This window comes from Candidatus Collinsella stercoripullorum (genome assembly GCF_027669965.1).
In the GTDB taxonomy this organism is placed as follows: Bacteria; Actinomycetota; Coriobacteriia; order Coriobacteriales; family Coriobacteriaceae; genus Collinsella; species Collinsella stercoripullorum.
The window spans coordinates 68,663-91,101 of record NZ_JAQECM010000005.1; the positions used below are offsets into that span (position 1 = coordinate 68,663).

Sequence of the window (22,439 nt, forward strand, 5' to 3'; positions counted from 1 at the left end):
CTCAGCGGGAGGCCGCCGCTTCACGCAGCCGAATCAACGACCTCAGGTGTCCAGCTCCTCGATACGGCATATCGTCTGGAACAGCGTCTCGAACTCATCGAACTCGAACGTCCCCTCGGGATCGGTAACGATCGCCTCCGCCTCGTCCAAGAAACGAAGGAGCTCTTCTTTCTTCTGCTCGTCCCCCGACTCAACCACCGATATCACGTGCGCGAGCTGGAGCCCGACAGGATATGTCTTCCCAATCATATTGAGATCGTACCAACGCCGATAACAAGAGAGCAGATAGGACCATTTGACATCATAGATGCGCTCGGCACCCGCACCACTTGGCGGGTTCTCGACATCGTACCGGATGTTGTCCAGCATGATCGGCATCTGACTCACCGTATCCGCAACGAGGTCCGTCCGCGCGATGTGCAGACGCATCTGGCAATCTGCCTGCACCGACGCGATGAGCACCACCAAAAGGGCCACCACGATGATCCTGAAGCAGGTGATATGGCTACGGATGACGGTGCGGAGCTTCTCGAACATCTTGGAGCCCCCCGACACCAGCGGATCGATGCCCCGTGCTTCCTTCTCCATGAGAAGTATATTATATGGTATGAAATCAAAAGTCCTGTTCAGCGCCTGTTTTCATCACCGTTATAGCGGAGGGGGACGGCCTCTCGGCCGCCCCCCTCCGGAGCTCTACAACTGTCGAATTGACCGGTTTCCGACACTTGCCGATCGAGTCAACCTATTTCACCGGAACCGTCTTGCTCAGATGCTCGAAAAGCATCTGGACAAACTTGCCGGAATCCGCATTTAGGGCAACCTTCGCAGTAACGGGCGCCGATCCCTTGAGGGTATTGTGAACATCCGCGACCATACGCCCGTCGCATAAGCCGAGCGAGATATCGATGTCCACGTTGCAGTCGACCAATTCAGTAACTACACTTGGATCGATGCAATACGCAACCGCCAGTGCATCATGAATCGGCGCGCGATCGGTGTCGTACCTATACAGCACCTTCTCGGCTACGGTACCCGGGGTATGGCGCAGCTCGAAATTGTGCTCACTTACATCGTTCACCTTTAGGCCCTCGATACGCAGCTTTGCAAGTTCCGCAGCGAACTTCGCTGCCGGGGTACCGATGCGTTCAAGCTCCTTCGCCTCGTCATAACTGATGCACGCCTTCCATGTCGCATCAAGTGGAAGGATCACTTTGGGAACCGGCGTATCCATCACGATCTTCGCGGCCTCGGGATCTGCCCAATAGTTGAACTCCGCAGATGAGGAGATGTTACACGCGATATGGCCTCCGCCCATGGATACAATCTCCTTGATCTTTCCCACGATCCGAGGCTCCATACGAATCGCCATGGCGATGTTGGTAAGCGGCCCCACCGTCACAAGTGTGATATCTCCATCGGATTCCATGAGCGTATCGACAAGATAGTTAACCGCATGCTGGTGCTCAGCACCGATCGTTGCCTCAGGCAGCTTAAGATAATCCCCATGGCAATCATTTTTCGTGACTCGTGGAAGCTCGGGCTTGCGCTCCGGGATAAGGTTGCAAACCAGCGGTTCCACACAACCCGCGTACACGGGAACCGAGCTGCCGAGAAACTGCTTCATGCGCAGCGTGTTCTCGAGCGTCTTGGGGAGGATGCGGTTGCCATTGACCACCGTGATGCCCAGCACGTCCAACTTCTCCGAAAAAAGAGCGAGCATGATCGCGATGGCATCGTCGCTGCCGGGATCACAATCAAGGATGATCTTCTTCTTGTCTTCCATCATCGTTCCTCTCTTATTCTTTCAAGTTAACATCGATGACGATCAGACCAGCCCCCCGGTCACTACAGACACCGCAAGGTTCAAGATCATCGCGAGTCCGAGGGGGACCATGTTGATTTTGATCACCTTCATGAGATCGACCTTCGCATATCCCGAAACTGCGATGACTGCTCCGGCGACCGGGGAAAGCGATCGACCGAGTGCGGTGCCGATCTCCATCGGCACCATAATCGAGGTGGTGGCGATTCCAAGCTTAGCCGCCATCTCAGGAACGAGCGGACCGAATGCATACAGCGAGGCGGCGCCAGACCCCATGATCATCGCGGCAGCGAACGTGATGAGCGACATCAGCACGAGAGTGAGCACCGATGCCCCTTGCATCGTCGAGATCATATCAGCGATGATAGACACCCCTCCGAGCATCTTGATTCCCTGCGCGAAAACAGAAGCGGAAATGATGATGCTCACGATGTTGGAGAACGCGTCGGCCATGGAACGGAACACGACCTTGATATCGCCCGTGACATCGAGCTTGTTCGGACGGCGAATCAATTCGACTACGGCGACGATCACGATGGAGATGAAGCACGCAGTGATAACGTCCATGGGCACAATGGGCCAGATGGCGAACACAAGCACCAGCGCCAGCGGAATGAGGGGGAACAAGACGTAATAGCCGGGGCAGTCGACATCATCGACTTCGGTTTGCTCCTCGAGCTCCGCCTCGTCAAGCCCCTCCTTCTCGGCGACCCACTTGTAATAGAACGGAATCATGATCGCAAGGACGACGATGATGCACGCAACGACAATGAATTGATGGTCAGTGAAGAACTGCACGACGGGCATACCGGACGTCTCCGCGGCGAAGATCGTGGAACCGTCGTTGGGGCCCCAGTCGATGCAGATGAGGCACATCGTCGAAGCAGCGATCAGAGGATGGACCCCCAGGGCGAGCATGATGGGGAACGTGGTCCCGAGAAGCAGTACGGCAAGTCCCGCTTGCGAGGTAATCACGAGCTTGAGCAACATACCGATCACGTACATACCGGCGAGAACGAGGTACTTGTTCTTAATCGCCCGCAATGGTTTGACCGCCAGATACGCCAGCTTCTTTGAGGCCTTAATGTGATTCATATAGGCGCCGTATCCGGTAACTGTCATAATAATGGCGCCAACGCCCGCAACGTTGGTCTTCAGGGACGTCGTGATGTACGCGAATGCATCAACGACGTAGTTCCCGCTTCCTTCTTCTCCCAAAGCTGACGTGCCAGTCAGGAAGGAAGCGAGGACGATGATCACTATTCCTGCGATCAGGAATACAAAGATAGGATTGATTTTCTTCAGGACGAGCCGCGCGACGATTACGCACGCGGCGAGCGTCAATACGATCAACAACGCCTGTTCCATGTTGATTCTCCTCCGGTTTTTATCGAGCAGTGCGTTTTTTCGTCAGCCTCCCCGTGCCCCCTTCCGAATCGGCCCCCTCGCCTTCACCCAACTGCCGTGTCATGGGAGCCTCCTCGTTTTCCAGGAACTCCATGACCTCCTCGACAGCCGGTATAGATTGAGCCGCGCCCTCCCGCATGACAGAGAGAGCCGAAGCCGCACTTGCACGAGCAAGTGACTCGGCTACCTCCGCTCCATGCATCAGACTGGCTAGGAAATATCCGCAGAACGTGTCTCCAGCGCCTGTCGTGTCGACGGTCTCGACGCAGACGGCATCACAGCGCACCGTGCATTCGCAATCCGCATAGCAGCTTCCAGCTGAGCCCAAAGTCAGAACGATGCGCGCGCCATCAAATCGAGATCGCAGCGCCTCGATCAGGCTGAACGCCCCCTCGTTCACATTGACGCCTGTCAGGGCAGACGCCTCATGCTCGTTCACAATGAAAAGGTCGACGAGATCGAGGTCGAGGGCGAGGGCGCTCTCGTTAATCGGCGACGGGTTGAAGATGACGACGGCACCGCGCTCCTTTGCCACGCGCATGGCGTACCCGACATTCGAGGTTTCATTCTGTAGCAGGACCGCATCCCCCGCACCGACTTCCGCCAACGCCCGATCGATTAGCTCACGAGAGAGCTCGTCGTTCGAGCCTCCGCAGATGATGATGTCGTTTTGACCGGTGTCGTCAACCTGAATAACCGCGTGCCCAGTGGGCCCTCCCACGCATTCTACGAACCGGCAATCAGCTCCTGCACCCTTGAGAAGCGAGACGAGCGCCTGCCCGTCATCCCCGACCGCACCGACATGCCAGACGTCAGCCCCTGCCCTTGCAAGAGAGACGGACTGGTTGAGCCCCTTTCCTCCATACGATTCGGCATAAGATCGCGCTTTGATAGTTTCACCCGGTCGAACGAAGCGCTCTACGCGATAAACGCGATCGATGTTCAACGACCCGATGTTCAGGATCTTCATCTCTCCCCTTTCTAAGAAAATGTTTTCCGAAAACTTTTCTTTCGCCGCTGGTACAGTAAAATGAGTGCTGTGGGCATGTCAAGCACATTCCGCTCGACAACCGCTCGCCGACCGCAAACGGTAAACGAGCAGATCGATTCACCTATGGCTTGCACATCAGGGAGGCCGCATGACAATCACTGAGATCGCCCGGCTAGCCGGTGTGTCCGTTTCCACGGTCTCGAAAATCGTCAATCGGAAGGACGACAGCATCAGCGCGGAAACACGCGAGCGCGTCCTCGCGATCGTCAAAGAGTACAACTACCGACCGTATGCGAACGCCGCCTCCCCCACTGGAAGGTCCGGAATCATCGGCGTCCTTGCGCAAGAACGCCTGGGTATGCTGGTGCAGGGCATCGTCTCGAAAGCCACCAAACTCGGATATGCCACCGCGATCAGGACCTACACCGATTCGGAAGACGCCCGAAGACAGCTATCCTCCCTGCTTGAATTGCGAATCGACGGGGTAATCGTCGACGGCGCATGCGGATATCCCGACCTGATCAAGGCATTGGAAAGCGCGACCGTTCCCCATCTCTTCTTCAATACGAAAGAGGACCGGGCAGATGCGAATCTGGACTACGAGCTTCTTGGATTTCGAGCCACCCAGGAGCTCGCCCTGCGCGGTCACGAGCGTATAGCCTGCATGCTCGGTACTGGAGCTCGTGTCCACGGCTTCTTCGAAGGCTACCGGCGCTGCCTTTTCGAATCCGGGATTCCCTTCGACGATGAACTCGTTTTCGAATCCTCCGCAGGACTACCGATTGAGAAGGTTGCATCGCATTCATTCAGCGGAATCGTCGTATCTCATTTTTACGACGCCCTGCGACTGTATAGCGCTGCCACGGAGCTTCATTACGGGGTACCCTTCGATTTCTCAATCGTTTCACTGCGGGACGATGAGCGGCAAGCGCCCTTTCCCCCGATTTCCGCAATCGAGATCCCTCGTCTTTCGTACGGAAGCCACCTCGCCGACCTCCTCATCTCAGTTATCGAGAAAACCGAGCCACCGACTCCGTTCGAGACTGCTGCGCGACTCTCGTCCGCCGCATCAGTCGATGTTCCATACACCTCGAGAGCTCGACATATTGTCGTGGTCGGTTCGATCAACACGGACAACTACCTCACCTTGGACGTGCTTCCGCATCCAGGCGCCACTGCAACGACCTCGAGCTCCCAAACCTTCCCGGGAGGAAAGTGCCTGAACGAGGCCATCGGGGTTGCCCGACTCGGTCATGAAGCCGTCGCGATCGGACGGGTGGGGGACGATGCGGACGCAGATCATATCCTGCGATCCCTCGCTGATGATGGCGTCGACACGACGGGGATCGCAAGGACACAGGACAAGCGAACCGGCCAAGCGTTCATCTTCGTCCCCAAAGATGGCGAATCCACCATTACGATCATGACAGGCGCCAACGACATTCTCTCCGCTCAGGATGTAAGGGCTTGCGAGCGCGCCTTCGCTCACGCCAGCCATTGCCTGGTCAACACCGAAGTACCTCTCGATGCTGTCAGGGAGACCCTTCTTCTTGCTCGCAAGCACGGCTTGCTCACCATCATGAAACCGAGTGCTGTGAACACCCTGCCCGATGACCTGATGGGGAAAATCGACATCATGGTGCCCAATGAAGCAGAGCTGGATGCGCTCAGTCCCCATGACAAGTCGATCGACACGAAGATGCGAACGCTGGTCGAGAAGGGCGTCGGCGCCATCGTCGTGACGTTGGGAGCACAGGGCTGCAAGGTCCTCAGCCACGATACGAGCAAACGGATACCCGCCGCCGACCTGACGGCCGTCGATAGCACCGGAGCGGGAGACGCCTTCATCGCAGCGCTGGCATCCTACCTCATCCGAGGATACGATCTCGAGCAAAGCGCCCGCATCGCAACGTACGCTGCAGGGCTGAGCGTCACGCGTCAGGGCGCATCCGCAGCGCTCGTGGACAGACCGACGCTCGAAACCTACGTGCATGCCGTAGAGCCCGGTCTCCTGTAGCGACACGGCGGCCCCCGACGCGAAAACCCTCCGCGCCGGGGGCCGTGCCGAGTACCGCGACGGTTGCCGGGCCCCGCCCTACAGCGCAGAGGCCAGGGCGGCGACCATCGCGTCCACGTGCTCGCGCTCGCAGATGAGCGGCGGCAGGAAGCGCAGCGTGCGCGCGCCCGTCGCGTTGATGACGAAGCCCGCGGAGAGCATCCTCGCCACGACGTCGTGCGCATCGCCGACGGCCTCGTCCAGGTCGCAGCCGACCATGAGGCCGCTGCCGCGCACCTCGGTCACCTGCGGCAGGGCCGCCAGGCGCTCCTGCAGGTAGGCGCCGACCTCGGCCGCATGCCCGTCGTACGCGCCGCGCACGAGCTCGCACAGCACGGCCTCCGCCGCCGCCACGGCAAGACAGCTGCCTCCGAAGGTCGAGCCGTGGTCGCCCGGGCGGTACACGTCGGCGACCTCCTTCTTGGCCACGCTCGCACCCGCCGGCACGCCGCCGGCGATGCCCTTGGCGAGGCTCATGATGTCGGGCTCCACGCCGAGCACCTGGTAGGCGAACGGCTTGCCCGAGCGGAAGACGCCCGTCTGGACCTCGTCGGCGATGAGCAGGCCGCCCACGCCGTGCACGAGCTCGGCGGCGGCCTCCATGAACTCCCGTGTGAGCGGGTGCACGCCCGACTCGCCCTGGATGGGCTCGAGCATGACCGCGCAGATCTCCTCGCCGTAGCGCTCGAACACGGAGCGCAGCTCCTCGACGTCGTTGGGGGCGCAGGCCACGAAGCCGCCCGGCAGCGGCCGGAACTCGTCCTGCAGGCGGTCCTGCATGGTGGCGGCCACCGTCTCGAGCGTGCGGCCGTGGAAGCTGCCGCGCAGGCAGACGATCGTGTTGCCGCCGTTGCCGACGCGCTTGGCGTAGAGGCGCGAGAGCTTCATGGAGCACTCGTTGGCCTCGGCGCCGGAGTTGGCGAAGAAGGTCTCCCACACCTGCTCGCCCTCGGCGGGCGCAGCGGCTGCCGCGAGCGCCCCGTCATCCCCCGCGGCGACGGCGTCGGCGATCGCCCGCGCCCCGGCCATGTCGTCGTTGGCCAGCTTGGACAGGAGCGCCGCGACCTGGCCGCGGTGCTCGATGTAGAAGTAGTTGGACACGTGCATGAGGCGCTCGGCCTGGGAGCGGACCGCCTCCGTGAGAGCGGGGTGCCCGTGGCCCAGGCAGCACACGCCGATCCCGGCGAGGAAATCGGTGTACTCGCGGCCGGCGTCATCGGTGAGCACCATGCCGTGCCCGCCGACGAAGTCCACCTCCGAGCGGCCGAAGGTGTGCATCACGTAGGGGGATTCGAGCTCTTTCTGCATGGCAAGGGGCATGAGGATTCCTTTCATGGACAGGGCGCCCGGCGTGCGGCCGGGCGCCTCGGGGCGCGCTAGATGTTCTCCGCCAGGCGCGCGGCGAAGGGGGTGAGCGGATGCGGGTGCGTGTCCTGCTCGTAGGCGACCTGCGTCGAGTGGATCACCGTGCCCACGCCCGCGTCCGTGAGCAGCTCGAGCAGCAGCGAGTGCGGCGTCGTGCCGTTGATGATGTGCGAGCGGAACACGCCGGCGCGCAGCGCGTGCACGCAGCTCTCCAGCTTGGGGATCATCCCGCGGTCGACCTCGCCCGCGGAGAGCATGGCCTCGGTCTCCTCGAGCGTCAGGTTGGAGATGAGCGAGTCCTTGTCCTCGAAGTCCTCGTACAGGCCGTCGACATCGGTGAGGAAGATCACCTTGTGCGCGTGGACCGCCGCCGCGATGTGCCCGGCGGCGACATCGGCGTTGATGTTGTAGAACCCGCCGTCCTCGCCCTGGGCGACCGTGGCGACCACGGGGATGTACTCGCTGTCCATGAGGCTCTCGAGGTAGTCCGCGTTGATGCGGCTGATCTTGCCGACGCGCCCCAGCTCGGGGTCGAGCCGCTCGGCGACGATGGTGCCCGCGTCCGAACCGGAGACGCCGACCGCCAGGTTCCCGTGGGCGTTGATGGCCGCGACCAGGTCCTCGTTCACCTTGCCCACGAGCACCTGGCGCACGATCTCCATGGTCGCCTCGTCCGTGACGCGCTGCCCGTCCTTGAAGCGGACCGGGATGTCGTAATGGGAGAGCGCGGCGTTGATGTCCTTGCCGCCGCCGTGCACGATCACGGGCTTCATGCCGATGATCTTGAGCAGCACGATGTCGCTCATGACGTCGGCGCGCAGGCGCGGGTCCACCATGGCGGCTCCGCCGTACTTGATCACCACCGTCTTGCCGGTGAGGTTCTTGATCCACGGCAGCGCCTCGAACAGGAGCTTCGCGGTCTCCTCGTCCGAACGGGAGGCGCGCGAGTCGCGTGCGTACTTCATGGGATGGCTCCGATCCTGTCATCGGCCGCCCGACGCCGGGTCCGGCGGCCCGGACGGCCCGCCCCGCCGGGCGGCAGGGCGGCGTGGTATGGGTGGGTGCGAGGGCCTAGGTGCGATAGTCGCCGTTGATGGTGACGTAATCGTGAGTGAGGTCGCACGTCCAGACCGTCGCCGCGCCCTCGCCGGCGCCGAGGTCCGCCGAGATCACGATCTCGGGTGCCTCGAATCGTCGCAGCGCCTCGTCCTCGTCGAAGGGGACGGTGAGGCCCGCGCGGCACACGGGGATGCCCATGATGTCGATGGACACGTCCTCCTGCCGGAACGCCACGCCGCACTTGCCGAGCGCCATGGCGATGCGGCCCCAGTTGCAGTCGTGCCCCGCCACGGCGGTCTTGACCAGCGGGGAGTTGGCCACGGAACGCGCGGCCGCATCCGCGTCCGCATCGCTCGGCGCGCCGGTGACGTTGACGGTGATAAGGCGCGAGGCCCCCTCCCCGTCCGCGGCGACGGCGCGAGCGAGCCCCTCGCACACCACGCGCACCGCGTAGGCGAGCTCCTCGTACGCCTCGGAACCGACCTCGATGGGCGCCTCGCCGGGCGCGGCCTCGCCGGAGGCGAGCATGATGCAGGTGTCGTTGGTGGAGGTGTCCGAATCGACGGTCACCTTGTTGAAGGTCTGGGCGACGCAGTCCGCGAGGACGGCGTGGAGGGTCTTCGGCGCGACCGGCGCATCGGTGGTGATGAGCGCGATCATGGTTGCCATGTTGGGCATGATCATGCCCGAGCCCTTGACGCAGCCGCCCACCGTGAACGTGCAGCCCACGTACTCGAGCACGCCGCTCTCATAGGAGACCGCGTACTCCTTGGGATGGGTGTCCGTCGTCATGATGGCGCGGGCCGCCGCGGCGCCGCCCGCGGGCGAGAGCTGCTCGACGGCCGCGGGTACGCCGGTCTCGAACGGGGCGATGTCGAGCTGCTGGCCGATGACCCCCGTGGAGGCGACGAGCACCTGCTCCGGCTCGCACCCGAACATCTGGGAAACGATGTCGCAGGTCTCGCGCGCGACGGCGAGGCCCGGCTCGCCGGTCGCCGCGTTGGCGTTGCCCGAGTTGACGGCGACGGCCTGGACGAGGCCGCAGCTGTCCGCGCCCAGGTGCTCGCGGCACACGGTGACGGGTGCGGCGCAGAACCGGTTGGTGGTGAACACGCCCGCGGCGCTCACCGGCCGCTCGGCGGCGAGCAGCGCGAAGTCGGCGCGCTCGGGGTTGCGGCGGAAGCCCGCGTGGATGCCCGCGGCGCTGAAGCCCCGGGCGCTCGTCACGCCGCCGTCCGGCACGGCACGGATCTTGGTATCGAACTCATCGACGTTCATCGGCACGCTCCTGGATGCGTCAACGGTATCTGACAGGTGGGACCAGTGTAGCGCACCGCACGGACGCGCGCCCGAGCGGTGCCGCCGCACCTGCTAGACCGGCAGGGCGACGAGCGGCAGGCCGCATCGCTCGTCGAGGCCGAACACGATGTCGGCGCACTGGACCGCTTGGCCGGCGGCGCCCTTGCAGAGGTTGTCGATGGCGGAGGTGACCACGAGCATGCGCGCGTGGGGGTTCACGGCAAGACCGATCTGGCAGGCATTCGACCCCGCAACGGAGGCGGTCTTGGGCATCCGGCCCGCGTCGAGCACGCGCACGAACGGGCGACCGGCGTAGAAGTCCCGGTAATACGCGACGGCGGCCTCCTCGGTGAGGCCGGCCGCGGCGTCGGACAGCGGGATGTTCACGGTGGACAGCAGCCCGCGCTTGAGCGGGGCGAGGTGCGGGGTGAACACCACGCGGCCAGGCAGGCCGAGGATCTGCTCGATCTCCGGCGTATGGCGATGGCGGCACACGCCATATGCCTCGACGTTCCCGTCGGCCGAGCAGAAATGGGTGCGTGCGTTGGCCGACTTCCCGGCGCCCGTCACACCCGAGACGGCGTCCACCACGACCGCGGCGCCCTCGGCCGCCCAGCCCGCGTCCACCGCGGGGTAGGCGCCCAGCGAGGTCGCCGTGGGGTAGCAGCCCGCGCAGGCCACGAGCACGGCCTCGCCCGCCGCACGGCGCGCGGCGGCGTCCGCGAGGTCGTCGCCGAACAGCTCCGGCAAGCCGAACGCGCGCCGGGCGAGCAGGTCGGTCGCGGTGTGGGGCGTGCCGTACCACTCCTCGTACACCGCCGGGTCGGACAGGCGGAAGTCGGCCGAGAGGTCGAACACCGACACCCCCGCCTCGATGAGGCCCGGGGCGGCGGCGAGCGCCGCGGTGTGCGGGACGGCGAGGAAAACGGCGTCGCAGGAGGCGAGGCGCGGGTCGTCGTGCGCCGTGAAGACCAGGTCGGACACACCGGCGAACGCGGGGTAGACGTCGGAGAGCGCCTGGCCCGCATCGGCGTTCGAGGTGATCGCGACGAGTTCGAACTCCGGATGCTGCGCGAGCAGGCGCACGAGCTCGATCCCCGCGTAGCCCGCCGCCCCGACGACACCGACCTTGATAGACATGCCCTTCATCCCCAACATGCATATTATTCGCTCAATAATGCATACAGACGCATGATTGAGCCCGATGATGTGACAAACCGAAAGACTAGCACTCTCCGAGGGGACGGGTGCCGAGTATTTCGCGCGTCATATTCTCGCAACATGGCGGAACCGGTACGCGGCGGACGAAGCCGCTTCGGGCGGAACCGGTACGCGGCGGACGAAGCCGCCTCCGGCCGGCGCGGGCGGTTGGGGCACCGGCGCCGCCTCCAACGCCGCTCCGGCGCGCCGGCGGCCGTTACAGCTCGACCGGCGTCCAGGTATCGTGGTCGCAGATCCACGCCCGGGGCTGCTCTACGCTGAAGAAGACGAGCGTCGGGTCGTCGGGCCCGTCGTAGCGCTCGCCCAGCCCCTCGAGATGGCGCCAGCCCGCCTCGCGCATCGCCGGCTCCGCGCGGTCCTCCATGCCCGCGACGCTGCGCAGGATCAGCCAGCCGTGGCCCGGCCACCACGAGGTGGCCTCGAAGCGCGGGTTCGCCTGCAGCTCCTCCCACACGTCCTTGGTGGTCGCCGTGCAGAACCAGATCCTGCCGTCCTGCCGCGCCGCGAAGGAGAACGGGCGCACATGCGGCTGGCCGTCGACGCTCGTGGCGAGGTACCACGCGGGGACCGCGCTCAGGTACCCGAGGACGGTATCGAGGCCGTCGCGCTCCCCGCGCGCCGCCTGCGCCCCGCCGGTCCCCACCGCGTCCGAGCGGACCGCCCCGTCCGCCGTGTCCATCGGCTTACCCATCGTCAAACCACCTTCCTCGCATGCCCCGGCCGCGTCCTGCGCCCGGGGACCCGTATATCGAACCGACGCGCGCCCGTCATGGCGGGCGGCGCGCCCAAAGCGGGCTCCGGCCTCATGGCCCAGACCCGACCGGGGGCTCGCCCGTCCCCGAGGACCGGGCCCCGCAACTCGCCCTCCCCGCCGCGCGTCACGGCAGGAGGCCGGCGAGCACCACGGCGACCGCCAGCGCGACCAGAAGCGCCGCCGCCACGGCGTCGCGCGCGCCGAACCGCAGCGGGTGCATGCGGGTGCGCCCCTGCTCGCCGTGGTAGCAGCGCGCATCCATCGCCTGCGACAGCGTCTCGGCGTGCCGGAAGATGCTCGCGAACAGCGGCACCGACACGGACGAGAGCATGCGCACCGCCCCGAGCGGCCCGGCGGCCGCCCGCGCCCCGCGGCTCACCTGCGCCCGGTAGGTCGTCTGGAGCTCGGCGGCGAGCTGCGGCATGAAGCGCAGGGCGATGCCGAGCATCATGCCCACCTCGTGCGCGGGGAACCCGAAGCGGCCGAGCGGGGCCAGCAGGCGCTCGACCGCGCTGGTGAGGTCGAGGGTGAGCGTGGTCAGGGTGACGAGGCTCATCGCGCACATCATGAGCAGCGTGCGCAGGCCCGTGAACGCGAACAGCCGCACGCCCCCCTCCGAGATGGCGAGCGGGCCCAGCCGCACGAGCACCGCCCCGCCCTGCCCGGTGAACAGGTTGAGCACCGACACCACGGCGACGATCGCGAGCAGGGGCGCGACCGAGCGGGCGGCGCGCCCCGCCGGGACGCCGGAGACCAGGTACAGCGCGACGACCGAGGCGGCCAGGACCCCGAGCGCCGCGAAGTCGCGCGCCGCCAGCGCGATGACCATGAACGCGATGCCGCCGAGCAGCTTGGTGCGCGGGTCGAGCCGATACAGGGGCCCCGACCCCGGATAGTAGCTCCCGAAGGAGAACGCCCCGCTCATCGCGCGCCCCCCTTCAGGATCGGCGCGAGCTCGTCTGCCAGGCCGTCGATGTCGTGCAGCGCATCGGTGCGCACGGGGACGCCGCGCCGGGCGAGGGCGCAGGCGATGCGCTGGGCGGACGGCAGCCCGAGCCCCACGCGCCGCAGCGCCTCCCCGTCCGAGAACACCTCGGCGGGGCTCCCCAGCCGCAGCACCGAGCCCTCGTTCAGCACGGCGACGCGGTCGCACAGCTCGGCCAGGTCGTCCATGTCGTGGGAGGCCATGATCACGGTGAGCCCCTGCGCATGGAGGCGGGCCACGAGATCGAGCATGGCGCGGTGGGCGGCGGGGTCGAGCCCCGCCGTGGGCTCGTCGAGCACGAGCACCTCGGGGCGCATGGCGAGCACGCCCGCGAGCGCGACCCGGCGCTGCTGCCCTCCCGACAGGGTGAACGGGCTGCGGTCCCCCAGCTCGTCGACGGACAGGCCCACCCGGTCGAGCGCCGCGCGCACGCGGGCGCCGACCTCGTCGGCGGGCAGGCCGAGGTTGCGCGGGCCGAAGGCGACGTCCTCGGACACCGTCTGCGCGAACAGCTGGTGCTCGGGGTACTGGAGCACCAGGCCGACCCTCGTCTTGACATCGGCCGCCGCGCGCCTGCCGGCGAGGTCGGCGCCGAAAGCCGCGACGCGCCCCATGGTGGGGTGGACGAGGCCGTTCATATGCTGGATCAGCGTCGATTTCCCCGACCCGGTATGCCCCGCGAGCCCGAGCAGCTCGCCCGGGCGCACCGCGAGGTCCACGTTGTGCAGCGCCCACACGGCGTCCGGGTCGCTCCCCCACGCCGCGCGCCTCCCGCGGCGCGGCAGGCGACGGCGGCGGGCGCGCTCGCGGACGGAGCGCTCGTAGCTGTAGCTCACATGGTCGAACCGCAGGCACGGGGCATCACCCGCGGCGGGGTCGGCGCACCCGGGCGCCGGGGCGCCGTCATCCGACCGGGGACCGGGGGCGGGGGCGCCGCCCGGGTCCCGCTGCGACCGGGGGACGGCGGGGTCGAGGTCCACGGCATCGGGGCGCGCTCCGGCGCCCTCGCCCGCCCCGGTCCCGGCGCCCGCCGCGGGATGCGCGGCCATCTGCGCGAGGCGGTCGACGAGCGCTCCCTCGTCCACCTCCGGCCCGACGGCGACCCCGCGCTCGGCGAGGGCGAGGGACAGGCGGCAGGCGTGCGGGACCGCGAGGTTCAGATGGGCGAGCTCGGAGGCGCGCGGGAGCACGTCTAGCGGGGCGCCCTCCAGCGCGATCCTGCCGCGGTGCAGCACCGCGACGCGGTCGGCGAGCGCCGCCTCCTCCATGTCGTGGGTGATCATGACGACGGTCATGCCCTGGCCGTGCAGCTCCCGGCAGACGCGCATGAGGCCCGCGCGGCCGCGCGGGTCGAGCATCGAGGACGCCTCGTCGAGCACGAGCACCTCGGGATGCATGGCCAGCACCCCGGCGATGGCGACGCGCTGCTTCTGCCCGCCGGACAGCGCGTGCGCCTCGCGGCGGCCGAAGCCCGTGAGCCCCACCTCGTCGAGGGACTCCTCGCAGCGCTCCCCGATCAGCGCCGGGTCCAGCCCCAGGTTCTCGGGACCGAACGCCACGTCGTCGGCGACCAGCGTGGCGACCAGCTGGTCGTCGGGGTTCTGGAACACGTACCCCACCCGGGCGCGGACGTCGTAGACGTACTCGGGGTCAGAGGTGTCGATCCCGTCGACGAGCACCGTGCCGGCATCCGGCACGAGCAGCGCGTTCAGGTGCTTGGCGAGGGTCGACTTCCCCGAGCCGTTGCCCCCCAGGATGCAGAGGAACTCCCCGTCGGGGATGCGCAGGGACACGCCGTCGAGCGCGGGCGTGCGCCCGTCGTAGGAGTAGCTGACGTCGTCGAGGACGATCATCGGTCGCTACCTCCCGCGGGAGGCGTCGACCAGGGGCCGGACGGCGCGGAACACGACGACCGAGAGCACCGCGTTCAGGACCGTCTTCACGATGTTGAACGGCAGGATCGCCGGAAGGATCAACGGGACGATCGCATCGGGCGAGCCGTACCAGAACCACACGCCGATGGTGAGGTTGGCCGCGATGGAGGCGAGCGTGGCGAGCGCGCATCCCGCCGCGAGCCCGGCGACGGTCCCCGCGGGCGAGGAGGTGCGCCGCGCCGCCCAAGCGGCCGGGAGGATGAAGGACACCGTGGCCACGACGTTCATGAGGGCGCCGACCCACTCGCCGGTGGTCAGCGCGCGGATCGCGATGGCGACCACGCCGACGGCGACGCCGGACCCCGGCCCGAACATGAGGCCCGCCACCATGGCGGGCACGAGCGAGGGGTCGTAGGACAGAAACGTCACGCCGGGGATGATGGGGATCTGGAGGAACATGAGCAGGGCGCTCGCCGCGCACAGCAGCGCCATGGTCACCAGCTGCCTGGTCCCCCACCGATTCGTGTTCTCGAAATGGATGTGCGAAGACTGCTCAGTCACAAGAATCACCTGCCTCTTCCATCCGGACTCTGACCGTTGGCCCCGGGTTTCCACCGGATCGGCCCGCAGGCGACCCAACGCCTGACGGGTTCGCGGGCTCATCGGCTGCGCGCGGGGCACGCGCCCCGCACCCGGGCGCCCCATGCGCCCGACCGATACACCGCCAGTGGGGAATTCCACCCCGCCCTGAAACAGCAGGCCCATCGTAGCACCGCTCCCGTGAAACGTACAGCCCGCACCGGCCCGGCGCGGAAAACCGGACGGGGACGGCTCCCACGGCGGCGAGGGTATCGCCCGGCATCGGCCCCGGCCGGCCCCGGCGCGGGGTCGGTAGGCGGACCGAGCCGCGCCGGCCCGGCTGCATCCCGATGCGGGGGCGGGGCGCAGGCGGCCGGCGGGGCATGAAAAAGGAGGCCCCGAAGGGCCTCCCGGATGCGCATGCGCGCGAAGATGCGAAGCGGCGGCTTAGAAGTCGACGTCCTGGTCGTTGTAGACGCACTCGAGCAGCTTCTCCATCTCCTCCTGCGTCGGCTGGCGCGGGTTGGAGCCGGTGCAGGCGTCGAGGATGGCGTTGGCGGCCACGTCGGCCTTCTTGGCCTCGAACTCGGCGTAGTCGATGATGGACTCGTCGGCCTTCACGCCGCCCTTGCCGTAGTTCTTGATGCCCTGCGGGATGTCCAGCTTGTCGTTGAGGTCGCGGATGCACTGGACCAGCGAGGCGACGAGCTCGTCCTCGGTCTCGCCGGCGAGGTGCAGGACCTCCTTGGCGATGTAGGCGTAGCGGCTCTTGGCGCGCTCGTCCTTGCTGTTGAACTGGATGACCTTGCCGAGGTACATGGCGTTGGCGCACCCGTGGATGATGTGGTCGCCGGTGAAGGCGGCGCCGGTCTTGTGGGCCATGGAGTGCACGATGCCGAGCAGGCCCGAGGAGAAGGCGATGCCGGCGATGCACTGGGCCTCGTGCATGTGCTGGCGGGCCTCATGGTCGCCCTGATAGGACTTGGGCAGCCACTCGACGATCTCGCGGATGGCGTGCAGCGCGTTGGCGTCGGTGAACATGGAGCCCGCGGTGGACACGTAGGCCTCGATGGCGTGGGTCAGCGCGTCCATACCGGTGTGCGCGCAGAGCTTCTGCGGCATGGTGTAGGTGAGCTCGGGGTCGACGATGGCGATGTCCGGCGTGATGTTGAAGTCGGCGAGCGGGTACTTGATGCCCTTCTCGTAGTCGGTGATGACGGAGAACGCGGTGACCTCGGTCGCGGTGCCGGAGGTGGAGGCGATGGCGCAGAACTTGGCCTTGGTGCGCAGGGTCGGGAAGCTGAACGGGACGATGGCCTCCTCGAAGGTCTCCTCCGGATACTCGTAGAACAGCCACATGGCCTTGGCGGCGTCGATGGGCGAGCCGCCGCCGATGGCGACGATCCAGTCGGGCTGGAACTCGGCCATGGCCGCAGCGCCGCGCTTCACGGTCTCGACGGAGGGGTCGGACTCGACGCCCTCGAAGATCTGGACCTCGAACCCGGCCTCCTTGAGGTCGGCCTCGACGTCCTGCAGGAAGCCGCCGCGGCGCATGGAACCGCCGCCGGTGACGATCATGGCGCGCTTGCCGGTGAGGTTCTTGACCTCGTGGCGAGCGCCCTCACCGAAGTACAGGTCGCGCGGGTTGGTGAAACGTCCCATCATGTGCCTCCAAATCAGCAGGCCGACGGCCTGCAAATCAGAACCGGGGGAACCCCGTGCTCCCCCGAGGACCGCGCCGGGCGGGCAGCCGGGCGCGAGGTTCATCTGAACCCGACGATATTTTAACGCTTTGGAAACCGAGCGCACGCGTCGTTTGAGTCCGTTTTGAGCGCTTGCCCGCCCCTCCTCATCCGCACCTCGTCGCAGCCCGTCGCACCCGCACCTCGTCTATACTGTGCGCGGGCCGCGACCGCGCCGCGAGGCGCGCACCGGGCGGCCGGGTACCGGGCGCGAGAAGGGAGCCGCCGTGGAACGCAGCGCACGTCGCCGTGCGGATCTCATCCTGATCGCGGCCCTGCTCGCCGCCGCGGGCATCTGGCTCGCCGCCGGCGCGCTCATGCGCCCCGAGGCGGCGTCCGCCGTGGTCGTATGCCAGTCGCGCGACGGCTTCTACCGCGCCGACCCGCTCGATGCGGAGACCTCCTACACCGTCGAGACCCCGGGCACCGGGTCGGGCGAGGACGCCGCGGCCGGCCTCAACGAGGTGCGCATCTCGGGCGGCTCCGTCGACGTCGTCTCGGCCAACTGCTCGAACCAGGTCTGCGTCGACCACGCCCCCGCGTCGCAGGTGGGCGAGCAGATCGTGTGCCTGCCGCACGGCCTGGTGATCGAGGTCGTCGCCGACGAGGCCGACGCGACGCGCCTCGAGCCCTGAGGAACGGAGAGTCGTCGACGGGGCGGCACGGGCATCGGGCAGGTGGCGCCGGCGCGCGGCGAGGCGCCGTCGCAGCCCCTTCCGCCGCCCATCCGCGCCCCGCGCGCGCAGACGGGCGGCCGCGGCGCACCCCCCCCGCCCCTGCCGGCGCGGGGCGCCCGAAAGCGGTGTTTCGCATGCCGGCGCAGCCCCTCCCCTGTCGCAACCGGCCGCGGCGCGCTACACTGAGGCATCACCCGAGACGACGAGCAAGGAGGCGCACATGGCGTTCGACCCCATCCAAGAGGATTGCCTGCGCCTGATCTTGGAGGCCATGCGCCGCGAGCGCGTCTACCCGCTGGACGACGCCGCGTTCATCGCGCGCGGGATGGACCGCTTCCGCGAGGACCCCGCGGCCCTCATCGCCACCGACGCCGACCGGTCCTTCCACCTCATGGCGAAGGCCACCGAGATCCTCGACTACCGCGTCCCCTTCCTGGCCGACGAGGAGGAGGTCGACCGCCAGGAGGCCCGCGCCGAGGACTACCTGCGCGAGGCCGTCACGCTCGACGCCTCGAACTGGGACGCGCAGCGCATGCTCGCCGCGCTCGAGGCGGATTCGAACGACGCCTACGTGGACTACCTGCTCGAGACGCGCCCCGCCGTGGAGCGCGACCTCGCCGCCGTCACGGAGGCGGCCGACGATCCCTACCGCCGCGAGTACGCCTCCGGGCTCGCACGCCGCCCGCTCGAGCGCTGGCTCGCCGCCACCGCGTCGCGCGCCGTCATCGCCGGGCGCTACCGCCTCGCACTCGAGACCGCCGAGGAGGCCCTCGCGTTCGCGCCCGCCGACGGGGCGGGCGCCCGCCACACCGGCATGCTCGCCCTCGCCAAGCTCGAGGCGAGCCGCCAGGACATCAAGCGCTTCCGCGCCCGCCATGCGATCGCCTATCGCACCGCGGGCCCGCTGCGCCGCCGCAACCACGCCGCCGAGAAGGCCCCGGACGCCTGGACGCTGCTGGCGGAGATGTCCGCCGCGTACCGCTCCCTCGACCTCGGGACCGCGACCCGCACCCTCCACCTGCTCATGCGCACCTATCCCGACGCCGCGCAGCCCCTCTACTACCAGGCCGAGTTCCCCGACGGGCTCTTCAGCCGCGTGAACGTGGAGGAGGGAAGCCAGGACGAGCTCATCCTCGCCATCAGCGAGGCGACCCCCCTTCTCCAAGAGGGCATCGGGGCGCCGGACAACGCCTGCTTCGCCACCTGGCTCGCCGGTCACGACCTCGTGCAGCGCGCCCTGGGCGAGGCATCGCCCGCGGCCCACGGCCGGACGGGGCGCACCGAGGCGGGGGGCGAGAACTGATGGAGCCGAGCGTCTACATCCCCGCGTACCTGGAGCGCGAGTACCTGCGCTCCCATGAGGGGCTCACCTGCGCGGCGCGCGAGCTTCTGCACGAGGAGGTGCTTCAGGACCCCGCGCGCTACGCGACGACCGACCATGCCCGCGCCCTGATCTCCTACGGACGGGCGCGCGAGCGTCTGCTGCGCGAGCTCGACCGCATGGAGGACCTCCCGGACGACGAGTTCGACCGCAAGCGCGAGCAGCTGTTCGCCGCGGCGCGCCAGGAGCTCCACCGCATCCACCGCGCCGACCCCCTGTGCACGGACGCGGAGCTCGTCGACATCATGCTCGCCGACGTGCCGGTCGACGCCTGCCTGGGCGACCTCATGAAGCTCGAGGAGCGCGTGCGCGGGCGCCTCGGATTCCTGCCCGGGTTCGACGAGGACGCCCCCCATTTCTGGGCAGACGGCGGACCGCAGGACGACGCGGAGCGGACGCGCGCGGAACCCGAGCTCGTCGCCTGGCTCCACACGCTCGAGGCCATCTCGCAGCTGTGCCTCGCCAGCGCCCGCTACCGCGCGGCCGCGGACTACGCGCGGCGCGTCATGCGCGCCCAGGGCTACCCCAACCTGTCGGCGGGGACGGTGCTGCTCGCGCTCGCCCGCCTGGAGGACGAGGACGGGTTCTTCGCCTGCGCCCGCGAGGGCGCCGCCTGCGGCGCCGGCGAGGACTCGCCGTGGTTCCTGCTCGGGCGCACGATCCTGCTCTACAAGCTCGGACGCCGCAAGAACGCCCGGCGCGCGCTGCGCGACTTCGCCGCGCGCTGCGACGGCGGCGCGTTCTACCTGCTCAACCCCACCTATCTGACGCCCTACCTGCCCGTGCGGCCGCCCGTCCGCGAGGCATGCGAGCTCGCCCACCAGGCGGTCTGGGAGGCGGACGGCATCATCGTCGACACGCCCGACTTCACCGCATGGGCGGCGTCGGTCGACGGCGTGGAGGACGCCTCGGAGGACTTCGCGCGGCGCTACGGGTACTGACGCGCACCGCGCGCGGCGCCCCGTGCTAGAGTTGACGTGTTCGCCCGCACGGCCCGCGGCGCACCCGTCGCAGGCCCCGATGTCGATGAGGATGGAACGGTGGCCGATATCCCCTGCAAGCATGTCGTGACCGTGCACTACACGGGCAGCTTCGACGACGGCGAGGTGTTCGACACCACGCGCGGCCGCACGCCGCTCACGTACGTGGAGGGCGACCACGAGGTCGTCCCCGGGTTCGAGGCCGCGGTCCTCACCATGCAGCCCGGCGAGACCAAGCGCGTCCACCTCGAGCCGAAGGACGCCTACGGCGAGCGCCAGGCGTCGCTCATCTACTCCATGCCCACCGTCCTCATCCCGAACTACGACGACCTCGTGGTGGGCGAGATGATCTACCTCATGAACTCCGACGGTTACCAGCAGCTCGCACGCGTGGCCAAGGTGGAGGACGACGGGGACACGATCTTCGACTTCAACCACCCCATGGCGGGGTGCGCCCTCAACTTCGAGCTCGAGCTGCTGAGCCGCGAGCCCTGCGACGCCCGGGACGGCAACGAGGGGGGCGGGGCCGATGCGTAGGCCCCAGCGCGGCATCCTGTGCGCGGGCTGCCCGCACCGCGCTGCCTACATCGCGCTCAAGGACGCCTCACGCCGCTGCCGCGGGCGCGTGATCTGCGGCGATGCGGGATGCCCCGCGGTGGGCGAGCTTCCGCCCGCGGCCGCCACCTGCCCGGGCGGCGCCGAGCGCCTCCTCCCCCGCTACCGCGTGGCGGTCCCCGACGGCGGCACGTCCGAGCACCCCGCGGTGGAGACCTGCATCCACATCGTCCCCGATACCGAGCTGGCGGCGGACGGCGCCGTCGAGCGCCTGGCCGGGCTCGCCGCGGAGGGTCGCACGACCGTCCTCGCCGTCCTCGCCTCGAGCCGCGACTTCCTCGCACGCGAGCGGATCGAATGGCTGGGCGGGCGGGCGCTCGCGCTCGGGGCCTCGGACGTCGCCGTGCTCGACCCCTTCGACACGGAGCGCTGCCGTGAGGTCCTGTGCGCGCAGCTGGGGCAGCCGGGGGTCCACGGGGCGGTCTTCGCCTCCCCCTGCGCGCAGCTCCAGCGCGGGGGGCGCGACCTCGAGCCGGTGGAGGTCGACCGCTACATGTGCGTGGGCTGCCATCGCTGCTACCAGATCACGGGCTGCCCCGCCCTCTCCTTCGAGCCGCCCGCCTACCTGGTCGACCCCGAGGCGTGCGCCGGATGCGACCTGTGCTGCGGGTTCTGCCGGACGCAGGTCATCTACAGCCCGCGCTCCCGCCTGGACGCCGCGACGCGGCGGCGGATCCGCTACGCCGCGGCGGAGACGGGCCCCGACGCTTGACCGCTGCGGAAACAAAAGCAAGGCGAAGACCCCCTCGGCACCGCCTGCAACGCTCCTCCGATCCGCGGATCCGCATGAAAAAGCCTCCCGCCGCCGGACCCGGGAGAGGTCCGCGCGACGGGAGGCGTCCCATCGGGATCCGGGGCACCCTATGCGTGCCGGGTGATGCGCCCCTCCGCACGGGCGACCGCGCACCCGATGCTCGCACCGACCCCGAGCTTCACCGCGTCGGGGACGATGAACGGCACCACCGCGGCGAGCAGCGCCGGGACGAGGTCCATGGGGCCCACGACCATGAGCTGGAAGGTGCCGCAGGCATAGGTGACGGCAAGCATCACCGCATCGGCGACGAGGGCCCGGGGAAGCGCCGGCACCGAGCGCGGCAGGAAGCTCTCGAGCGTGGTGGCGAGCAGCATGCCGATCAGGAAACCCCACAGAAAGCCGCCCGTGGGCCCGGCGATCGCGCCGACGCCCCCGCCGAATCCGGAGAAGACCGGCAGCCCGAGGGCGCCGAGCAGCAGATAGACCGCGACCGACGCGACGGCGGTCGTGCGGTCGAGCGCCGCGGGGAGGATGGCGAGCGCGAGCGTCTGCAACGTGAAGGGAACGGGGCCGAAGGGCACGGTCACCCATGAGGCGACGGCGAGCAGGGCGACCGACACCCCGGCGCGCGAGATCTGGCGTACGTCCATGGCGATTCTCCTATCGAACGGGTCGGATGGTCGATACGCCCAGTATACCGAGCGGAGCGCCCGCGGACCGGTCGGGCTGTGTACTCGTCGTGTTCCGCCCTTCGCGCCGCGATGCGATGCGCCATCTGCTATACTCGACTCCGCCGTCCCCATCGTCTAGCGGTCAGGACATCGCCCTTTCAAGGCGACGACACGGGTTCGAGTCCCGTTGGGGGCACCATCGAGTGC

The 22,439-nt window shown here is 68.0% G+C and carries 20 protein-coding genes, 1 tRNA gene and 1 riboswitch; of the genes, 7 read left to right on the top strand and 14 right to left on the bottom strand.

The window, feature by feature from the left end:
- Nucleotides 1–42: 42 nt before the first annotated feature.
- The 4 genes from PHA29_RS02535 to PHA29_RS02550 form a co-directional block, all read right to left on the bottom strand.
- Nucleotides 43–588, bottom strand: a complete 546-nt coding sequence (locus tag PHA29_RS02535; protein WP_270847914.1) for a hypothetical protein — start codon at nucleotides 586–588, stop codon at nucleotides 43–45.
- A gap of 154 nt (nucleotides 589–742) precedes the next feature.
- Entirely contained in the window at nucleotides 743–1,783 is a 1,041-nt protein-coding gene (locus tag PHA29_RS02540) for a nucleoside hydrolase (protein WP_270847915.1), read from the bottom strand.
- A gap of 42 nt (nucleotides 1,784–1,825) precedes the next feature.
- Nucleotides 1,826–3,190: a C4-dicarboxylate transporter DcuC gene (gene dcuC, locus PHA29_RS02545; RefSeq protein WP_270847917.1), complete on the bottom strand. Its 1,365-nt coding sequence runs from the start codon at nucleotides 3,188–3,190 to the stop codon at nucleotides 1,826–1,828.
- Between the two features lie 19 nt (nucleotides 3,191–3,209).
- Entirely contained in the window at nucleotides 3,210–4,199 is a 990-nt protein-coding gene (locus tag PHA29_RS02550) for a ribokinase (protein ID WP_270847919.1), read from the bottom strand.
- A 169-nt stretch (nucleotides 4,200–4,368) separates the two neighbouring features.
- On the opposite strand from PHA29_RS02550, the gene PHA29_RS02555 reads away from it, so the two are divergent.
- Complete coding sequence (locus PHA29_RS02555) at nucleotides 4,369–6,237, top strand: PfkB family carbohydrate kinase (protein ID WP_270403236.1); 1,869 nt, start codon at nucleotides 4,369–4,371, stop codon at nucleotides 6,235–6,237.
- A gap of 78 nt (nucleotides 6,238–6,315) precedes the next feature.
- On the opposite strand, the gene PHA29_RS02560 is transcribed toward PHA29_RS02555, so the two are convergent.
- The 9 genes from PHA29_RS02560 to PHA29_RS02600 form a co-directional block, all read right to left on the bottom strand.
- Nucleotides 6,316–7,596 carry an aminotransferase class III-fold pyridoxal phosphate-dependent enzyme gene (locus tag PHA29_RS02560; protein ID WP_270847921.1) on the bottom strand — a complete coding sequence of 427 codons (1,281 nt, stop codon included), beginning with the start codon at nucleotides 7,594–7,596 and terminating at the stop codon, nucleotides 6,316–6,318.
- Nucleotides 7,597–7,652: 56 nt separating this feature from the next.
- Nucleotides 7,653–8,606: an acetylglutamate kinase gene (argB, locus tag PHA29_RS02565; RefSeq protein WP_270403240.1), complete on the bottom strand. Its 954-nt coding sequence runs from the start codon at nucleotides 8,604–8,606 to the stop codon at nucleotides 7,653–7,655.
- Between the two features lie 106 nt (nucleotides 8,607–8,712).
- Entirely contained in the window at nucleotides 8,713–9,978 is a 1,266-nt protein-coding gene (argJ, locus tag PHA29_RS02570; protein ID WP_270847923.1) for a bifunctional glutamate N-acetyltransferase/amino-acid acetyltransferase ArgJ, read from the bottom strand.
- Between the two features lie 93 nt (nucleotides 9,979–10,071).
- Nucleotides 10,072–11,139 (bottom strand): N-acetyl-gamma-glutamyl-phosphate reductase, encoded by a 1,068-nt coding sequence (argC, locus tag PHA29_RS02575; protein ID WP_270847924.1) that lies wholly within the window; start codon nucleotides 11,137–11,139, stop codon nucleotides 10,072–10,074.
- A gap of 277 nt (nucleotides 11,140–11,416) precedes the next feature.
- On the bottom strand, nucleotides 11,417–11,911 hold the full coding sequence (locus PHA29_RS02580; protein ID WP_270847926.1) for a pyridoxamine 5'-phosphate oxidase family protein: 495 nt from the start codon (nucleotides 11,909–11,911) through the stop codon (nucleotides 11,417–11,419).
- A 187-nt stretch (nucleotides 11,912–12,098) separates the two neighbouring features.
- On the bottom strand, nucleotides 12,099–12,899 hold the full coding sequence (locus PHA29_RS02585; RefSeq protein WP_270575486.1) for an energy-coupling factor transporter transmembrane component T family protein: 801 nt from the start codon (nucleotides 12,897–12,899) through the stop codon (nucleotides 12,099–12,101).
- Nucleotides 12,896–14,812, bottom strand: a complete 1,917-nt coding sequence (locus PHA29_RS02590) for an energy-coupling factor transporter ATPase (RefSeq protein ID WP_270847928.1) — start codon at nucleotides 14,810–14,812, stop codon at nucleotides 12,896–12,898. Before PHA29_RS02590 ends, PHA29_RS02585 begins: the two co-directional genes overlap by 4 nt.
- Nucleotides 14,813–14,818: 6 nt before the next feature.
- On the bottom strand, nucleotides 14,819–15,403 hold the full coding sequence (locus PHA29_RS02595) for an ECF transporter S component (RefSeq protein ID WP_270847930.1): 585 nt from the start codon (nucleotides 15,401–15,403) through the stop codon (nucleotides 14,819–14,821).
- A riboswitch (FMN riboswitch) is annotated at nucleotides 15,401–15,592 on the bottom strand. (Overlaps the previous gene by 3 nt.)
- A 267-nt stretch (nucleotides 15,593–15,859) precedes the next feature.
- Nucleotides 15,860–17,074 carry an iron-containing alcohol dehydrogenase gene (locus tag PHA29_RS02600; RefSeq protein WP_270405330.1) on the bottom strand — a complete coding sequence of 405 codons (1,215 nt, stop codon included), beginning with the start codon at nucleotides 17,072–17,074 and terminating at the stop codon, nucleotides 15,860–15,862.
- 307 nt (nucleotides 17,075–17,381) lie between these two features.
- Here PHA29_RS02600 and PHA29_RS02605 point away from each other — a divergent pair, with 307 nt between their 5' ends.
- The 5 genes from PHA29_RS02605 to PHA29_RS02625 all read left to right on the top strand — a co-directional run bounded on the left by PHA29_RS02605 (nucleotide 17,382) and on the right by PHA29_RS02625 (nucleotide 21,519).
- Complete coding sequence (locus PHA29_RS02605; RefSeq protein WP_270847932.1) at nucleotides 17,382–17,789, top strand: NusG domain II-containing protein; 408 nt, start codon at nucleotides 17,382–17,384, stop codon at nucleotides 17,787–17,789.
- Between the two features lie 262 nt (nucleotides 17,790–18,051).
- Nucleotides 18,052–19,134 (top strand): hypothetical protein, encoded by a 1,083-nt coding sequence (locus PHA29_RS02610; RefSeq protein WP_270847934.1) that lies wholly within the window; start codon nucleotides 18,052–18,054, stop codon nucleotides 19,132–19,134.
- Complete coding sequence (locus PHA29_RS02615) at nucleotides 19,134–20,153, top strand: hypothetical protein (RefSeq protein WP_270575353.1); 1,020 nt, start codon at nucleotides 19,134–19,136, stop codon at nucleotides 20,151–20,153. Before PHA29_RS02610 ends, PHA29_RS02615 begins: the two co-directional genes overlap by 1 nt.
- A 99-nt stretch (nucleotides 20,154–20,252) precedes the next feature.
- Nucleotides 20,253–20,729, top strand: a complete 477-nt coding sequence (locus PHA29_RS02620) for an FKBP-type peptidyl-prolyl cis-trans isomerase (RefSeq protein ID WP_270405321.1) — start codon at nucleotides 20,253–20,255, stop codon at nucleotides 20,727–20,729.
- The gene (locus tag PHA29_RS02625; protein WP_270847937.1) at nucleotides 20,722–21,519 is read left to right on the top strand and encodes a thiamine pyrophosphate-dependent enzyme; all 798 of its coding nucleotides are present in this window, start codon (nucleotides 20,722–20,724) and stop codon (nucleotides 21,517–21,519) included. The genes PHA29_RS02620 and PHA29_RS02625 overlap by 8 nt, the downstream gene beginning before the upstream one ends.
- A gap of 149 nt (nucleotides 21,520–21,668) precedes the next feature.
- Here PHA29_RS02625 and PHA29_RS02630 read toward each other — a convergent pair whose 3' ends face one another.
- A complete protein-coding gene (locus tag PHA29_RS02630) occupies nucleotides 21,669–22,211 on the bottom strand; it encodes a biotin transporter BioY (RefSeq protein ID WP_270405323.1) in 543 nt (180 codons plus the stop codon).
- 145 nt (nucleotides 22,212–22,356) lie between these two features.
- On the opposite strand from PHA29_RS02630, the gene PHA29_RS02635 reads away from it, so the two are divergent.
- A tRNA-Glu gene (locus PHA29_RS02635) sits at nucleotides 22,357–22,431 on the top strand.
- The last annotated feature ends 8 nt before the right edge of the window (nucleotides 22,432–22,439 follow it).

Bases quoted from the DNA above. Each gene is read 5' to 3' on its own strand.
- PHA29_RS02590 (WP_270847928.1), bottom strand. From the start codon at position 14,812: ATGATCGTCCTCGACGACGTCAGCTACTCCTACGACGGGCGCACGCCC.
- PHA29_RS02630 (WP_270405323.1), bottom strand. From the start codon at position 22,211: ATGGACGTACGCCAGATCTCGCGCGCCGGGGTGTCGGTCGCCCTGCTC.
- argB (WP_270403240.1), bottom strand. From the start codon at position 8,606: ATGAAGTACGCACGCGACTCGCGCGCCTCCCGTTCGGACGAGGAGACC.
- PHA29_RS02535 (WP_270847914.1), bottom strand. From the start codon at position 588: ATGGAGAAGGAAGCACGGGGCATCGATCCGCTGGTGTCGGGGGGCTCC.
- PHA29_RS02540 (WP_270847915.1), bottom strand. From the start codon at position 1,783: ATGGAAGACAAGAAGAAGATCATCCTTGATTGTGATCCCGGCAGCGAC.
- PHA29_RS02585 (WP_270575486.1), bottom strand. From the start codon at position 12,899: ATGAGCGGGGCGTTCTCCTTCGGGAGCTACTATCCGGGGTCGGGGCCC.
- PHA29_RS02615 (WP_270575353.1), top strand. From the start codon at position 19,134: ATGGAGCCGAGCGTCTACATCCCCGCGTACCTGGAGCGCGAGTACCTG.
- PHA29_RS02580 (WP_270847926.1), bottom strand. From the start codon at position 11,911: ATGGGTAAGCCGATGGACACGGCGGACGGGGCGGTCCGCTCGGACGCG.
- dcuC (WP_270847917.1), bottom strand. From the start codon at position 3,190: ATGGAACAGGCGTTGTTGATCGTATTGACGCTCGCCGCGTGCGTAATC.
- PHA29_RS02625 (WP_270847937.1), top strand. From the start codon at position 20,722: ATGCGTAGGCCCCAGCGCGGCATCCTGTGCGCGGGCTGCCCGCACCGC.
- PHA29_RS02555 (WP_270403236.1), top strand. From the start codon at position 4,369: ATGACAATCACTGAGATCGCCCGGCTAGCCGGTGTGTCCGTTTCCACG.
- PHA29_RS02550 (WP_270847919.1), bottom strand. From the start codon at position 4,199: ATGAAGATCCTGAACATCGGGTCGTTGAACATCGATCGCGTTTATCGC.
- PHA29_RS02600 (WP_270405330.1), bottom strand. From the start codon at position 17,074: ATGGGACGTTTCACCAACCCGCGCGACCTGTACTTCGGTGAGGGCGCT.
- argC (WP_270847924.1), bottom strand. From the start codon at position 11,139: ATGTCTATCAAGGTCGGTGTCGTCGGGGCGGCGGGCTACGCGGGGATC.
- PHA29_RS02560 (WP_270847921.1), bottom strand. From the start codon at position 7,596: ATGCCCCTTGCCATGCAGAAAGAGCTCGAATCCCCCTACGTGATGCAC.
- PHA29_RS02610 (WP_270847934.1), top strand. From the start codon at position 18,052: ATGGCGTTCGACCCCATCCAAGAGGATTGCCTGCGCCTGATCTTGGAG.
- argJ (WP_270847923.1), bottom strand. From the start codon at position 9,978: ATGAACGTCGATGAGTTCGATACCAAGATCCGTGCCGTGCCGGACGGC.